Source organism: Pectobacterium carotovorum (assembly GCF_033898505.1).
GTDB classification, from domain to species: Bacteria; Pseudomonadota; Gammaproteobacteria; order Enterobacterales; family Enterobacteriaceae; genus Pectobacterium; species Pectobacterium carotovorum_J.
This window is the reverse complement of record NZ_JAXAFK010000002.1, coordinates 116,082-131,381: the sequence shown is the minus strand read 5'-3', so window position 1 is coordinate 131,381 and position 15,300 is coordinate 116,082. Positions and strand designations below refer to the sequence as shown.

Below are 15,300 nucleotides of genomic sequence, written 5' to 3'. Positions count from 1 at the left end.
TCACCATAGCGTTGCACAATCCTATCGTACCTTCATTGCCCTATTCCTTACCGTACAATTGAATAAACGCTTCCACGCCAGATAGCGCCGCAGCCTCCAGCGTATCAGCTTCAACCTCAACCGGTTCGAGTCCCCACAATATCCTTTCCACCATTTCAGCCTCACACAGCGCTTTAAAGTGCAGTGAGACCTTGCGTATTTCAGCCTGACGTAGCCACCCTTTTTCCATCAGCTGACTCATGACCTCATCAATACTGGAGAGCGTTCTCTTTGGGCCCAGCTCATAAAACAGATGCGAGAGCGCAGGAAAACGCCCCGCTTCGCCGATAGTCAAGCGGTTCAACGCCACAATATCGGGCTTAGTTACCAGCTCCAGATAGGATTTTCCTAAGTGATGTAGCACTTCCTCACGCGTCTGTCCCTTCACCGACGAATCCAGCAGGCGCTCGACCATCCCTTTGCCCACTTCAAGAATATAAGCTTCCAGCAGTGCTTCTTTGGAGGAAAAGTAGTTGTACAGCGTGACTTTGGAACTGGTTGCCTCCGCCGCTATAGATTCCATCGTCACCGCAGCAAACCCATGATTCATAAATAATTTCCCTGCCGCCATCACGAACTGCAAACGTCTGGTCTCTGTTTTTTTACGCATGTTTCTATTCTTCCGCACTTTTTGTGAACGATATAGTACAGGAAATATTGATCTTTAATCCATGCCATGATTAATTGTACGGAATCGTTCAGTTATTGATTTATCGGATACCAAAAAGACTGGAAACGCGATTCATCGCATCGTTTTTCCACGAACTGAACGATGAAAGGCATGACGCACCGTATCGCCTGAGCCAGCGCTGCTGGTGCAGGCAACACATTGATTCTGAGACAAACCATAATAATGGAGCGCACCTATATGAGCCTGCAATTCCCAAACATTCCCGAATTCACCGGACTTTATCAACCGAGTCGTGTTGAAGTCAGCGTCGTCGATCTCGAAGTCGAGGGCATGCTTCCCGATGCAATCAACGGCACCTTTTATCAGGTTGCGCCCGATCCTCACTATCCACCGATGTTGGGCAAGGATATTTTCTTCAACGGCGATGGCATCGTCAGCGCTTTTCGTTTTGAGAACGGCAGAGTCAGCCTGCAACGCCGCTATGTCGAAACCGAGCGTCTGAAAGCACAGCGACGTGAGCATCGTTCCTTAAACGGAACTTACCGCAATGTTTATACCAACGATCCGTTGGCCGCCGACAATAACACCACCGCCAATACCACAGTGATCGAGCATAACGGCGTCCTGCTGGCAATGAAGGAAGACGCCTTACCGTGGGCAATGGATCTGGATACGCTGGAAACGCTGGGTGAATGGGATTTTCACGGACAGATCACATCAGCAACCTTCACCGCCCACCCGAAAGTGGATCCGGATACTGGCGCACTGCTCTGCTTCGCCTATGAAGCCAAGGGCGAAGCCACACCCGATATTGCCTATTTCGAAATCAGCGCCGAAGGAAAGTTGATGCGGGAGATCTGGTTTCAGGCACCCTACGCGGCCATGATCCACGACTTTGCCGTCACACAGAATTATGTGGTTTTCCCCATCATTCCGCTGACTGCCGATCTTGATCGCATGAAAAGCGGTGGACAGCACTTCCAGTGGCAGCCGGACCTACAGCAGCTGTTCGGTATCGTGCCGCGGGACGGTTCTGCCGATGATGTACGCTGGTTCTACGGGCCGGCAAACGGCTTTCAGGGGCATACGCTTAACGCTTATGAAGAAGGCAGCAAAATTTTCGTCGATATGCCCGTGACCAACGGTAATGTCTTCTACTTTTTCCCGGAAGAAGGCGGCTATGTTCCACCACCGGAAGCGCTGAAAGCCGCACTAATGCGCTGGACCTTTGATCTGAACGCGGACGATACGAACGTGGTTCCGCAGTTGCTGACCCGCACGCCTTTCCCCTGTGAATTCCCGCGCTGCGATGAACGCTACAACGGTAAACCTTATCATTACGGTTTCACGCTGGCTTACGATCCGCAACTGCCATTTGATACGGAGACGCTTGGCGCACCTCCATTCCAGTTTTTCAACCAACTGGCCCGCATCAATGTGGTCACAGGGGAAAGCGAAATGTGGTATCCAGGCGACGCACACTGTTTTCAGGAACCCATCTTCATCCCACGCCATGCTCAGGCAGCAGAAGGTGACGGATGGGTCGTCTGCGTCATGAACGACCTCAGAAAACGCACATCGGATTTGATCGTCCTCGATACCGCCCAATGGACTCAGGGGCCTATCGCTAGCGTAAAAATTCCTTTCCGTCTACGGATGTCTCTGCACGGCAACTGGTCAGGAAAATGAACCGAAAACGTGTAATGGGGTAGCCCGCCCCGAAAGCCCGATGTCATCACGGGGCTTCCGGGGCATTCCTGCGATTTACAGCACAGAGAAGCAGTCATAGCCGTTTTTTGAACAAATATTCCCCTCCCTTTCCCTGTTTAGCCCTACAAGAGAAATGTTCATGACGGCCACAAAACCCACCCACACGCCGCCCCAGCCGTGATAACGTAGGGTTAATACATCGAATAACGCCTCCTTGTTTCCTCACACTTTCACTATCGGGAATATCTGGCGTATTGGGTCATCCGGCAGGATTGAATAGAAAAGGTAATAGTGGTTATGACAAGCAAAAAAACGGCAACAGCGTTAGTCGCCGCAGGACGCAGCAAGAAATTCACCCACGGTTCCGTCAACCCCGTTATTCAGCGCGCTTCCTCGCTGGTATTCGATACCGTGCAGGATAAGAAACATGCCACCATTAACCGGGCTAAAGGGGCGCTGTTCTACGGACGCCGCGGTACGCTGACCCATTTCTCATTTCAGGAAGCGATGGTGGAGCTGGAAGGCGGCGCAGGCTGCGCGCTGTATCCTTGTGGAGCGGCTGCCGTTTCTAACGCGATCTTCTCTTTCGTCGCGGCAGGCGATCATATTCTGGTGACGGAGTCGGCCTACGAACCCACACAGGATTTCTGCACGAAAGTGCTCAAAAAAATGAACGTCAGCACCACCTATTTCGATCCGCTCATCGGTGCCGGCATTGCCGAACTGATCCAGCCTAATACCAAAGTCGTCTTTCTCGAATCGCCGGGTTCCATCACCATGGAAGTCCATGATGTGCCGGCAATCGTACAAGCCGTGCGCCGCATCAATCCCGACATCGTTATCATGATTGATAATACCTGGGCAGCGGGCATTTTATTCAAAGCGCTCGACTTCGATATTGATATCTCCATTCAGGCGGGTACGAAATACATCGTCGGCCATTCCGATGCCATGCTCGGTACGGCGGTGGCGAATGAGCGCTGCTGGGCGCAACTGCGTGAGCACTCTTATCTGATGGGGCAAATGGTGGATGCCGATACTGCCTATGTCGCCAGCCGTGGCTTGCGCACCCTGGGCGTCAGGCTCAAACAGCATCAGGAAAGCAGCATTCGCATTGCGCAGTGGCTGGCAGAACGACCGGAAGTCGCCGTCGTTAATCACCCTGCGCTGCCGGGATGCAAAGGGCATGAATTCTACGTGCGCGATTTTAATGGCTGCAACGGCTTGTTCTCCTTTGTGCTGAAAGAGAAATTAAGCAAAGAAACGCTGGCGCACTATCTGGATCATTTTGAGCACTTCAGCATGGCGTATTCCTGGGGAGGCTTCGAGTCTCTGATTCTGGCGAATCAGCCGGAAGAACTCGCAGCGATCCGCCCGGTGAGCGGCGTGGATTTTTCCGGCACACTTATTCGGTTACATATTGGACTTGAAGACAGTGACGATCTGATCGACGATCTGGCCGCGGGTTTCAGCAGGCTGCGCGCTTAGTCTGGCAAGGCATCAGCACGCTCACCGCAGCCAAACGACAGGAAACAAAATATATACCCTAAATAATTCGAGTTGCAGGAAGGCGGCAAGAGAGAGAATCCCGATGAGCTTACTCAGGTAAGTGATTCGGGTGACAAATCTGCCGGGAGCAGATTTGAACGCTGCTTGCAGCGGCCCTTCAGGGCGAGGCCCACGACGGGCCGAGTATTTGAACGTAGCCAACGCACATGCGGCTTGAAGTATGACGGGTATGGCAGGAAACAAAATATAGGAAGTGTGACGGCCATAATACCGCCACATCTTCATTTCCCCTGCGGGGCGGTGGGTAATGCGTTATGATAATCATGAGTCAACGCTTACTAAAAAACCGCGTTACCTTAACCAAAAATTAAGCATTAAGCTTTATCGTATTCTCACAACAATGCGGCAAAGCGTTTTGCCCATACTGATTTTAGGGCTTGATAGGCAGTAGATTTCAGGTAACCCAGCGTTCCACCGCCGCTGCCTGAAAGATAGTGAATATCGTCACTGGCGGGAAGTAATATGAGTGTGGTTCACGACATTATTCAGGCGCTCTGGCAGCAGGATTTTAGTGCACTGGCCGATCCCCACGTCATTTGGGTGGTTTACGGCATTCTGTTCACGACGCTGTTTCTGGAGAACGGCCTGCTGCCCGCCTCTTTTCTGCCCGGCGATAGCCTGCTGTTGCTCACTGGCGCCATGATTGCCAAAGGCGTGATGAGCTTTTTCCCTACGATGATTCTGCTCACCGTCGCCGCCAGCCTCGGCTGCTGGCTCAGCTACCTCCAAGGGCGCTGGCTGAGCGATACGCGTCTGGTAAAGGGCTGGCTGTTGCAGCTTCCTGCTCATTACCACCAGCGCGCCCATCACCTGTTCCACCGCCACGGCCTGATGGCGCTGCTGGTTGGCCGCTTTTTAGCGTTTATCCGCACGCTGCTGCCGACGATGGCAGGCATTTCCGGGTTAAATAATACGCGCTTCCAAATTTTCAACTGGCTCAGCGGGCTGCTGTGGGTTGGGGGAATTGTCACCCTCGGCTATGCGCTCAGCCACATTCCGCTGGTCAAACGCTATGAAGATCAGGTGATGACTGCGCTGATCCTGCTCCCGATTATTTTGCTGGTCAGTGGCCTGATTGGCATGGCTGTCGTGGTGTGGCGTAAAAAACGTGCCGTCGCCTAGTCGGCAGCCGTACGTTTTCTTAACGCCCTCAGCTTTCCTCAACCGCCATATTGCTGGCCTTTAATCTCGCCACTTCATCGCCCGGCGTCGCGCCGAAATAGCGCTTAAACTCCCGGCTAAACTGCGACACGCTCTCATACCCTACGCGAACGGCCGCCACACCCGCTCTCAGCCCCTCGTTGATCATCAGCACGCGCGCTTTATGTAAGCGGTAGGATTTCAGGTACTGCAACGGCGATGTATTGGTGACCGCTTTGAAGTTATGGTGAAATGCCGAGACGCTCATGTTCACTTCCGCCGCCAGCTGTTCCACATTCAGGCTATCGGCATAGTGGTTTTCGATACGTCGCAGAGACTTGGCAATCTGGCTGAAGTGCGTGTGCCGATTGACCAGCGCCTGTAATGCCGCACCGCGTTCGCCGCAGAGCATATGATAGATAATCTCGCGCACAATCGTCGGGCCCAGCACGCGGGCATCACGTGGATTATCCATCGCATCCAGCAGCCGTTCCACGGCACACAGAATCTCATCGGTCAGCGGCGCGCTGTTCACCCCACACGAGCAGGAACAAGGGCGGACGGCGCTGTCGTCGTCACCAATGTCGATCAGCAAATCCTGAAGCATCTGGATATCAATACGGATCGCGATCCCCACCAGCGGGTGCTCAACGCTGGCTATCGTTTCACATTCGAACGGCAGCGGCACGGTCATCAACAGGTAGTTTTCCGGGTCATACTGGAAGGTTTTCCCGCCCAGATAGCCAATTTTCTGGCCCTGAAAAATGATGACGATCGTCGGCTCATACATCACTGGCACACGCGGATGATGCTGTTCCGTATACAGAATTTTGACCTGCGGCACGAGCGAAGGCGTGGTCCAGCTTTTGGTTGAACAGCGGATAGCCTGCTGCACGATGCGTTGCCGCACCGTCTGCTGCTCTGGGTCTTTCTGAGCGAATCGTGCCTGAACGGCTGGTTGTTGAACAAGCGGCTCAGATTGGCTTTCCGTCAACATGCTTTGAGTGTGAGTCACCATGGTGTTATCTCGCTACGGGTTCGCTTTTCCTGCCCGAAGCCTCTCTCCTGACAGAAGAAACAAAATGACATACCTGCGAATTATTATCACCCTTTTCTCCTGTATTTTGTAGGAATAGGCAATAAGCAAACAGAAATGTGCATTGAACGGCTTTCGCGGGTTGATGACAATACTAAGCATACATTCGCCCCTTCATCCCCCGGGAAAAGACATGAATAAAACGATTGAACTGTTCACTTCACACCGCAGTGAACGTAGCTATCTTGATAAAGCGATTCCCGATGATGTGCTGGATGCCATTATTCAGTCCGCCCATTTGGCACCCACGTCCGTAAACTCTCAGCAGGTTTCGCTCATCGTCACTCGCGACCCGGAACGTAGGGCGCGTATCGCCGAATTGGCCGGTGGCCAGCCGTGGATTGCCCAGGCGCCCGTCTTCATTACCGTGGTGCTGGACATGCATAAAACGCAGGTCGGGATTGCCATGAGCGACAAGCAGCAGCACGCGCATGAAAGCCTCGAAAGCCTGATCGCTGGCACAACGGATGTCGGTATTGCGCTCGGCACGCTGATGGCCGCCGCACGCTCATTTGGGCTGGGCATCGTCCCGATTGGCGGTATTCGTCGCGAACCGCAGGCGATGATCGACTTTCTGGAGCTGCCTGAACTGACGTTCCCCGTTGCAGGCGTCGCTATCGGTTACGTGGACACCCCTGCGCATCAGAAACCGCGTCTGCCGCTGAATTCATTCCGCCATGATGAAACCTATCATCAGGACGTTCTGCCTGCGGCGATTGAGCAATATAACCACACGCTGGTGGCACACTGGCAGCAAGCCGGTCGCACAGACGGCGACAACTGGGGTGATAACACCGCCAGTTACTATCAGCACATTTATTTCCCGAAAGTCTTACCCGCGATCCTCCAACAAGGCTTTAAACTGGACAAATAACCTATGCTAAATTTCACACTTCATACCCCTACCAAGATTTTGTTTGGCGAAGGCCAGATTGCTGAATTAGGCAAAGAAATTCCTGCCGACGCCCGTATTCTCATCACCTACGGCGGCGGCAGCGTGAAGCACAATGGCGTGCTGGATCAGGTCTATCGCGCCTTAGAAGGCCGCAACGTACGCGAATTTTCCGGCATTGAGCCGAACCCGACTTACGAAACGCTGATGAAAGCCGTCGAGGTCGTCCGTGCGGAGAAGATTGACTTCCTGCTGGCGGTTGGCGGCGGATCTGTGGTTGATGGTACGAAATTTATCGCTGCCGCCGCAGATTATCAGGCCGCGCAAGACCCGTGGCATATCCTGCAAACCGGCGGCGCGGAAATCGATCGCGGTGTCGCGATGGCAGCCGTGCTCACCCTGCCTGCGACCGGTTCGGAATCCAATAACGGCGCGGTCATCACCCGTAAATCGACCAACGATAAGCTCGCCTTCCGTTCACGTTACACCCAGCCGCTTTTCGCCGTACTCGACCCGGTGGTGACGTACACCCTGCCCGCTCGTCAAATTGCGAACGGCGTGGTTGATGCCTTCGTTCACACCGTTGAGCAGTACCTGACGTATTCCGTCGATGCCAAAGTACAGGATCGTTTTGCGGAAGGCTTGCTGCTGACGCTGGTTGAAGAAGGCCCGCGCGCGCTGGCAGAACCAGAAAATTACAAGGTCAGAGCTAATGTGATGTGGAGCGCCACCATGGCCTTGAACGGCCTGATTGGCGCAGGCGTGCCGCAGGACTGGTCAACCCACATGCTGGGACACGAATTAACGGCGCTGCACGGTCTTGACCATGCCCAGACGCTGGCTATCGTTCTGCCCGCCATGCTGACAGCAAGAAAAGCCCAGAAGCGCGACAAACTGCTGCAATACGCCGAGCGCGTCTGGAACCTGCGCGATGGCAGCGAAGACCAGCGCATCGACGGCGCAATTGCCGCTACGCGTGACTTCTTCGAGAAAATGGGCGTACCGACCCGTATGTCTGACTACCAGTTGGATGGCAGTTCCATTCCGACACTGGTCGCCAAGCTCAACGAACATGGCCTGACTGCGCTAGGCGAGCACCGCGACATTACGCTGAAAGAAAGTCAGAAGATTTACGAAGCAGCGCGCTAAGCCTCTCCACCCCATCATTCGAATGACAGGAGAAAACGTTATCGTTTAAACCATATCGATACTCTAAATAATTCAAGTTTCAGGAAGGCGGCAAGCGAGGGAATCCCGATGAGCTTACTCAAGTAAGTGATTCGGGTGAGTGAACGCAGCCAACGCACATGCAACTTGAAGTATGACGAGTATATACCCTCAATGCTGTGTCTGTTAAAGGGAGCCAATCGGCTCCCTTTATCATCGGACAATCCATAACCGCTGCATTTTTCTACTAGAATGAAATCATATGCCTGTTCCTGCTAGGGATCACGTTCCGCTATTTTCGTGATATGAACAGGTCGTCCATCCAGTTAACTCTATGATATTTTTATGGATTAACGGATATAAAAGGAGAATGAGATGACGCAACCGAAAGTTAAGCTGGCGGACGGCAATATCATGCCCCAGTTGGGCCTTGGTGTCTGGCGAGCAAGCAGTGAAGACACGGTGATCGCCGTGACTGAAGCATTGTCCATCGGTTATCGGGCGATCGATACCGCCGCTATTTATAAAAACGAGGAAGCCGTCGGTCAGGCGCTAAGCTCCGCGAATCTACCGCGTGAAGAAGTCTTCATCACCACCAAACTCTGGAATGGCGATCACACCGATCCCCAGAAGGCGCTGGAAGAAAGCCTGAGAAAACTTCGGTTAGATTATATCGATCTCTACCTGATTCACTGGCCGCTCCCGCAACAGAACACCTTTGTGGATGCCTGGCGTGGACTCATCAAACTCCAGGAACAGGGTCTGGCGAAAAGCATCGGCGTCAGTAATTTCCATATCCACCACTTACAGCGGCTAAAAGAAGAAACGGGCGTATTGCCGGTTATCGATCAGGTCGAGCTGCACCCTCTTCTCCAGCAAAGACAGCTCCACGCCTGGAATGCGACGCATCATATCCAGACCGAGTCCTGGAGCCCACTGGCGCAGGGCGGCGAGGGCGTTTTTGACCATCCAATTATCCGTAAACTGGCGACAAAATACGGAAAAACGCCGGCACAGATCGTGATTCGCTGGCATCTGGACAGCGGACTGGTGGTGATTCCTAAATCAGTGACGCCTTCCCGCATCAAAGAAAACTTTGAGGTGTTCGATTTCCGTCTGGATAAAGACGAGCTGGGTGAAATAGCCAAGTTGGACAGTGGAAAACGACTGGGCTCAGACCCAGATGAACCGAGAAACGACTAAGCACTAATCCACGACTCAGAGCGACTCCATCTTTAATGCCAGCATTCACCGTGCTGGCATTTTTCTTCTAATCGGCAAACTGAATCTCATACACATCGCTACGGCAATGTGCTTCGCTGTATTCCAGCAGTTCACCCTGTTCGTTATAAACATGCAGTTGGCAATACAGTATCGGTGCTTCCACCGCGATACCAAGACGCGCGGCGATCTCTGCCGCACAGGCAATCGCTTTGAAACGATAGCGCTTTTTGTCCGGCGTGATCCCGCCCGTCATCCAATATTGATAGAGAGACTGTTCAAGCGCTTCCGGGTCAGGCAGGAATTTTTGCGGTATCCAGGTCGTTTCCAGCGAGACAGGCTCGCCATTGCTCAGCCGCACGCGCCGCAGATAGGTAACCGCCTCACCTTCCGGCAGCGACATTTTTGCCGCGATGGCAGCAGGTGGAACCTGTATAGTCTTCTCCAGCCACAGGCTGCCAGCGACGCCACCCTGTTTCAGTACCAGCGCGGTGAACCCTTCATCTTCGGTGCTCAACGCGTAGTGAAGCCGTTGAGCGACGCGGGTTCCCACTCCCTGCTGGCGAACAATCAGCCCCTTTTCTTCCAACAGCGACAGGGAACGGGAAACCGTTACGCGCGATAATCCCAGCTGTTGCGCAATCAATCTTTCCGCAGGTAAGAATTGGCCTGCTAACGCCTTCCGACGGCCGATTTCTGATTCAAGCAACGACGCGAGCTGCATATAGCGAGGCGCCGACGACGCCTCAGCCAGCTGATCCCTGACCCAAAGCAGTAATTCCCGCATAGTGCAGCCTTTTTAGTGACGCAGCATTCTGGCTGCGTGCAGGTTAAAACAGGGAGTGAACCTGATTTCATCGCGAAACGAAACGCTCCGACTCTGAAATTGTTGTAATAAAACGTGTTTCTTTAGCACCTGTCAGATCCGGAACAGCATGCGGTTCAAACGTGATTCACCCTTAATTCATAACAACATCAATCTATAAGGTATCGTCCGCGCGGCTTCGCATCTTTAATTTTGGTTTGTCTGAATAGAGGTGGATCACATTAAGAAACAGGTGGATACCAGAAACACTGCCGTCACACGTGTCACGGCAGAGGGGAAGGGGATGGCAGGCGGTTTACATCGCAGGCTGTACGATGAGCTGTCCCGTTGAACCACGGTCGGCCAATTCTAGCGTCTGGCTGTAATACAGGAAAGGGAACGCCATTGAGGAAGGCTGCATGAAATAAACCAGCAGCTCGACATCGTTATCCACCCACACCGTATCTTTCCAGCCGCTGTCTTCCACGGCCGGAGGGCCGCCATTCGCGCTGCGCACGAGGAATTTAACACCCTGAATATGGAAAGCCTGCGGCGTATCGGCGTGGATGATCCAGCGTTCACAGCGGCCAAGCTGAGTTTGTACATCGGCACGTGTCATGTCCCACATCGCACCGTTGATGCCGGGCAAGCTGTCACCCAGACGGAATTCGCGCGTGCGGCTGATGCTGCCTTCAATGATGTTGTCGGCCAGCAGGCGCATCGGCAGGTTGTCCGTCACCAATGGCAGCAGGCCCGTCGGCTTAAGCGTGAGTATTTGCGTAGAAATCAGGATGCTGGAAGGCTCAAATAAGCCGCGCAGGCGATCCATAATCCCAGCCGACTCCCCGGCCGTCAGCGTGACTTCTTCGCCCTGCGACATGTCGATCAGAATCTCACGCCGTTCACCGGGCGCGAGAGAAAGCTGGTTCACCGCCATCGGCGCGGGCAGCAGTCCTTGATCGCTGGCAATCACATGCATCGCCCGGCCATCGCTCAACCGCATCACATAACGTCGGGAGTTCGACGCGTTCAGCAATCTCAGGCGCACCCAGCCGCGGGACACTTCAACAAAGGGATTTTGGATGCCGTTAACTAATAGCGAATCCCCCACGAAGCCGCCGCTAGAAGGCGGGTTATAAATAGGGACACCAAAGTTATCCAGTCGTTTATCCTGAATAATCAATGGGAAATCATCAACACCGTAGTGATTGGGCAGCGGCAAGGCTTTACTGGCTCGGTCTTCCACCAGCCATAGTCCAGCCAGCCCGTTATAGATATGTGGCGCCATGCGGTTCGGCGTATTCGCATGATACCAGCAGGTCGCCGACGGCTGACGAATAGGCAATACCGGCGACCAGTCGGTTCCCGGAGAAATGATGCGGGCAGCCCCGCCCATCAGCGGACCCGGCACCTGCAACCCACCGATCGTCATCGCAACAGGCTCGTTCAGTCGGTTGCTGTAAATCAGCTTAACGTCATCGCCGTCATACACCCGCACCGTCGGCCCCAAATAGTGGCCGTTGATGCCCCAAATGGCTGTCTTACGATCGCCGGAAAATGCCCAATGGGCACGCTGCATGGTCAGAAAAAGAGGCTGGCCTCGGCGCGACTCCAGTAATGGCGGTATCGGCAATGCGGCGGAATTCCCACTGGCTTTAGCCGCCAGTGGCGTCATACCCGCACATAACGCAAGGCCCGATGCCTGAATAAACTGACGTCGGCTGAGTGACATAATGACTCCGTAAATCCATTAACCGTAAGCAAAGTTTAACTTCCGATTCGTTCTTGAATAGACAATCGGAAGAAATAATCACGTAACCCGATGGGTAAGTTTATTTTTTGTCTGCCGCTTCGCGCGCCGCCACTTCCGCATCCAGCTCGGCAATCTTGGCCGCCATCACATCATGGCAGTGTGAAGCCAGCTCGCGAACCTGATCTTTGGTATACGCGCGGGTATCAATGGGCGGCAACATTTCTACGATAACGAGGCCGTTATTCCAGCGGTTCAATTTTACTTTATTGCTGGTCGTAGAAACGCAAATCGGCACAATCGGCACTTCTGCGCTAATCGCGGCATGAAAAGCACCGGTTTTGAATGGCAGCAGGCCGCGTCCACGGCTGCGCGTACCTTCGGGGAACATCCAGATAGACGTGTTTCGTTCTTTAATGTGTTTCACCACCTGAGCGATGGTGCCGTGCGCTTTCGCGCGGTTTTCGCGATCAATCAGCAAATTACCCGTCAGCCAGTAGAGCGGTCCGAAGAACGGGATCCACAGCAGGCTTTTCTTACCCACGGTAACCGTACGAGGCTGGACGGCTTTGGATACCGTGACCATATCGTAATTATTCTGATGATTCGCGATATAGATGCAGTTGCCGTAATGCGCGGCTTCTTCCGGTATCCGCATTTCTACTTTCAGGCCAAACACCGTGGACAAGCGTCCAAAAAGATGGCCGAAGGTCGCCACATGACGGGGATTTCTAGGGCTGAACAGGCAATAAAACAAGCCAAAAACACAGACCAAAATCGAAAATATAACGACAATAAAAAAACGCAAAATGGATAACATAGCAACCTCATTAGCCGACAGCCGCCGCTAGTATAGCGATTTCGCGCTAAAACACACGGTGATTCAATTTGCTGCAAGATGGCAACCGGAAACTAAAGAAAGGCGGTATTACACCGCCTTTCTCAACCTGCACAGGACAATACGGAGGGGTTATTCTTCGCTGCTGCCAGTGCTAATCTGCTGCGGTGCATCCACCTCAATCCGGTCGATGCGCTGTAGCCCACGCAGCAACGTGCCTTTCCGCCCGCGCTCCCCTTGATACTTCTGAAGCTCGTTTGGACGCAGCACCAGCTTACGCTTACCGAAATAGAGCGTGACTGAAGCCTGTGGTGGCAGCAGATACAGCCAGGTCAGACGGTCTTTACCTTCAGCAAAATCTGCCGAAGAGATGGACACAATCTTGTTGCCTTTGCCTTTTGACAGCTGTGGCAGATCGGAGACAGGGAACAATAGCATTCTGCCAGCGGCGGTGATCGCCATCAGCAGGTTATCGTCACCGTGGATCTCGATAGGCGCCAGCGCCTTCGCATTATCCGGCAGCGTAATAATCGCTTTACCCGCACGGTTGCGCGCGACCAGATCGTTGAAGGTACACACGAAGCCGTAGCCTGCATCCGATGCCATCAGCAGCGGCTGATCGTCTGCAGCCATCAGCACCTGCTCAATCGTCGCGCCCGGCGGCGGCGTGAGTTTGCCCGTCAGCGGCTCGCCCTGACCACGTGCGGAAGGCAGCGTGATAGGGTCCAGCGCGTAGCTGCGGCCGGTGGAGTCAATAAACACCACAGGCTGATTGCTCTTGCCTTTCGCGGCAGCGCGGAAGCTATCGCCCGCTTTGTAACTCAGTCCGGCAGGATCGATGTCATGCCCTTTGGCGCTACGTACCCAGCCCATTTCCGACAGCACGATGGTGACCGGTTCGGACGGCACAAAGTCATGTTCGCTCATCGCTTTCGCTTCGCTGCGTTCATGCAGCGGCGAACGACGATCGTCGCCATAGGTTTGCGCATCCGCCTGAATTTCTTTCTTAATCAGATTGCTGAGCTTACGATCTGACGCCAGCAGGTCCTGAAGCCGATCGCGTTCTTTTGCCAGATCGTCCTGCTCGCCGCGGATTTTCATCTCTTCCAGCTTGGCCAAATGGCGTAATTTCAGTTCCAGGATCGCTTCAGCCTGCGTCTCACTCAGGCTGAACTGGCGCATCAGTACCGGCTTCGGCTCATCTTCCGTGCGGATGATATGAATGACTTCATCAATATTCAGGAACGCAGTCAGCAAACCTTCAAGGATATGCAGGCGCTTGAGCACTTTTTCGAGGCGGTAGTTCAGTCGGCGGCACACGGTGTCGCGACGGAATACCAGCCATTCGCTCAGGATCTCGACCAGCCCTTTCACGCTAGGACGACCATCCAGACCGATCATGTTCATGTTAACGCGGTAGCTCTTTTCCAGATCGGTGGTGGCGAACAGATGGTTCATCACCTGATCCAGATCGATGCGGTTCGAACGCGGCACCAGCACCAAACGGGTTGGATTCTCGTGATCGGATTCATCGCGCAGATCGTCGATCATCGGCAGTTTCTTCGCGCGCATCTGGCTGGCAATCTGCTCCAGCACTTTGGCACCAGAAACCTGATGCGGCAGCGCGGTAATCACCACTTCACCGTCTTCTTTTTTCCAGACGGCGCGCATACGCACCGAGCCGCGGCCATTCTGGTAGAGTTTGCGCACTTCCTCGCGCGGCGTAATGATTTCGGCTTCCGTCGGGAAATCCGGCCCCTGGACATGCTGCAATAAATCGTCCAGCGAGGCGTTCGGTTTTTCCAGCAGCATCACCGCGGCGGCAGCGACTTCGCGCACGTTGTGCGGCGGTATGTCCGTGGCCATACCAACGGCGATACCGGTGGTGCCGTTCAGCAGAATATTCGGCAGACGCGCAGGCAGCATCTTCGGCTCCTGCATCGTCCCGTCAAAGTTCGGGGTGTAATCGACCGTGCCCTGCCCTAACTCCGACAGCAGGATTTCAGCGTATTTGGACAGCCGCGATTCGGTATAACGCATGGCGGCGAAGGATTTCGGATCGTCCGGCGCGCCCCAGTTCCCCTGACCATCCACCAGCGGATAGCGGTACGAGAACGGCTGCGCCATCAGCACCATTGCTTCATAGCAGGCGCTGTCGCCGTGCGGGTGGTATTTACCCAGCACGTCCCCCACGGTACGGGCGGACTTTTTAAATTTGGCGCTGGCATTCAGCCCCAGTTCGGACATCGCATACACAATGCGACGCTGCACAGGCTTCAGGCCATCGCCAATGAACGGCAGTGCCCTGTCCATGATGACGTACATGGAATAATTCAGGTATGCATTTTCGGTAAACGTGCGCAGCGCAAGGCTTTCTGCGCCGTCATGAGTCATCTCACTCATTTATCTCATTTCCCTCACATCGCGGCGCGATGGTTACGC

12 protein-coding genes are annotated in these 15,300 nt (G+C 54.0%); 6 read left to right on the top strand and 6 right to left on the bottom strand.

All coding sequences use genetic code 11. The features are described 5' to 3' along the window. Positions 1 to 40: 40 nt before the first annotated feature. Complete coding sequence (locus R9X49_RS12620) at positions 41 to 649, bottom strand: TetR/AcrR family transcriptional regulator (RefSeq protein WP_319848743.1); 609 nt, start codon at positions 647 to 649, stop codon at positions 41 to 43. 258 nt (positions 650 to 907) lie between these two features. Between R9X49_RS12620 and R9X49_RS12615 the strand changes: the two genes are divergently transcribed. The 3 genes from R9X49_RS12615 (at position 908) to R9X49_RS12605 (ending at position 5,071) form a co-directional block, all read left to right on the top strand. After that, complete coding sequence (locus R9X49_RS12615; RefSeq protein ID WP_319848742.1) at positions 908 to 2,359, top strand: carotenoid oxygenase family protein; 1,452 nt, start codon at positions 908 to 910, stop codon at positions 2,357 to 2,359. A gap of 318 nt (positions 2,360 to 2,677) precedes the next feature. After that, positions 2,678 to 3,868: a cystathionine beta-lyase gene (gene metC / locus R9X49_RS12610; RefSeq protein ID WP_319848740.1), complete on the top strand. Its 1,191-nt coding sequence runs from the start codon at positions 2,678 to 2,680 to the stop codon at positions 3,866 to 3,868. Between the two features lie 543 nt (positions 3,869 to 4,411). After that, positions 4,412 to 5,071, top strand: coding sequence for a DedA family protein (locus R9X49_RS12605; RefSeq protein WP_039354736.1), 660 nt, complete (start codon positions 4,412 to 4,414; stop codon positions 5,069 to 5,071). Between the two features lie 28 nt (positions 5,072 to 5,099). Here R9X49_RS12605 and R9X49_RS12600 read toward each other — a convergent pair whose 3' ends face one another. Next, complete coding sequence (locus R9X49_RS12600; RefSeq protein WP_319848739.1) at positions 5,100 to 6,107, bottom strand: AraC family transcriptional regulator; 1,008 nt, start codon at positions 6,105 to 6,107, stop codon at positions 5,100 to 5,102. 211 nt (positions 6,108 to 6,318) lie between these two features. On the opposite strand from R9X49_RS12600, the gene R9X49_RS12595 reads away from it, so the two are divergent. From R9X49_RS12595 to dkgA, 3 genes are all read left to right on the top strand, one after another. Then, positions 6,319 to 7,059 carry an NADPH-dependent oxidoreductase gene (locus tag R9X49_RS12595; protein WP_319848737.1) on the top strand — a complete coding sequence of 247 codons (741 nt, stop codon included), beginning with the start codon at positions 6,319 to 6,321 and terminating at the stop codon, positions 7,057 to 7,059. 3 nt (positions 7,060 to 7,062) lie between these two features. After that, positions 7,063 to 8,226 (top strand): alcohol dehydrogenase, encoded by a 1,164-nt coding sequence (yqhD, locus tag R9X49_RS12590; protein WP_319848736.1) that lies wholly within the window; start codon positions 7,063 to 7,065, stop codon positions 8,224 to 8,226. A 393-nt stretch (positions 8,227 to 8,619) separates the two neighbouring features. After that, positions 8,620 to 9,447, top strand: a complete 828-nt coding sequence (gene dkgA, locus R9X49_RS12585) for a 2,5-didehydrogluconate reductase DkgA (RefSeq protein ID WP_319848735.1) — start codon at positions 8,620 to 8,622, stop codon at positions 9,445 to 9,447. 67 nt (positions 9,448 to 9,514) lie between these two features. Here dkgA and R9X49_RS12580 read toward each other — a convergent pair whose 3' ends face one another. From R9X49_RS12580 to parC, 4 genes are all read right to left on the bottom strand, one after another. After that, a complete protein-coding gene (locus R9X49_RS12580) occupies positions 9,515 to 10,252 on the bottom strand; it encodes a GntR family transcriptional regulator (RefSeq protein ID WP_319848733.1) in 738 nt (245 codons plus the stop codon). Positions 10,253 to 10,586: 334 nt separating this feature from the next. Continuing rightward, complete coding sequence (ftsP, locus tag R9X49_RS12575; protein WP_319848732.1) at positions 10,587 to 12,002, bottom strand: cell division protein FtsP; 1,416 nt, start codon at positions 12,000 to 12,002, stop codon at positions 10,587 to 10,589. Positions 12,003 to 12,102: 100 nt separating this feature from the next. Then, positions 12,103 to 12,840, bottom strand: coding sequence for a 1-acylglycerol-3-phosphate O-acyltransferase (locus R9X49_RS12570; RefSeq protein WP_319848730.1), 738 nt, complete (start codon positions 12,838 to 12,840; stop codon positions 12,103 to 12,105). 150 nt (positions 12,841 to 12,990) lie between these two features. Continuing rightward, complete coding sequence (gene parC, locus R9X49_RS12565) at positions 12,991 to 15,261, bottom strand: DNA topoisomerase IV subunit A (RefSeq protein WP_319848729.1); 2,271 nt, start codon at positions 15,259 to 15,261, stop codon at positions 12,991 to 12,993. Positions 15,262 to 15,300: the final 39 nt, after the last annotated feature.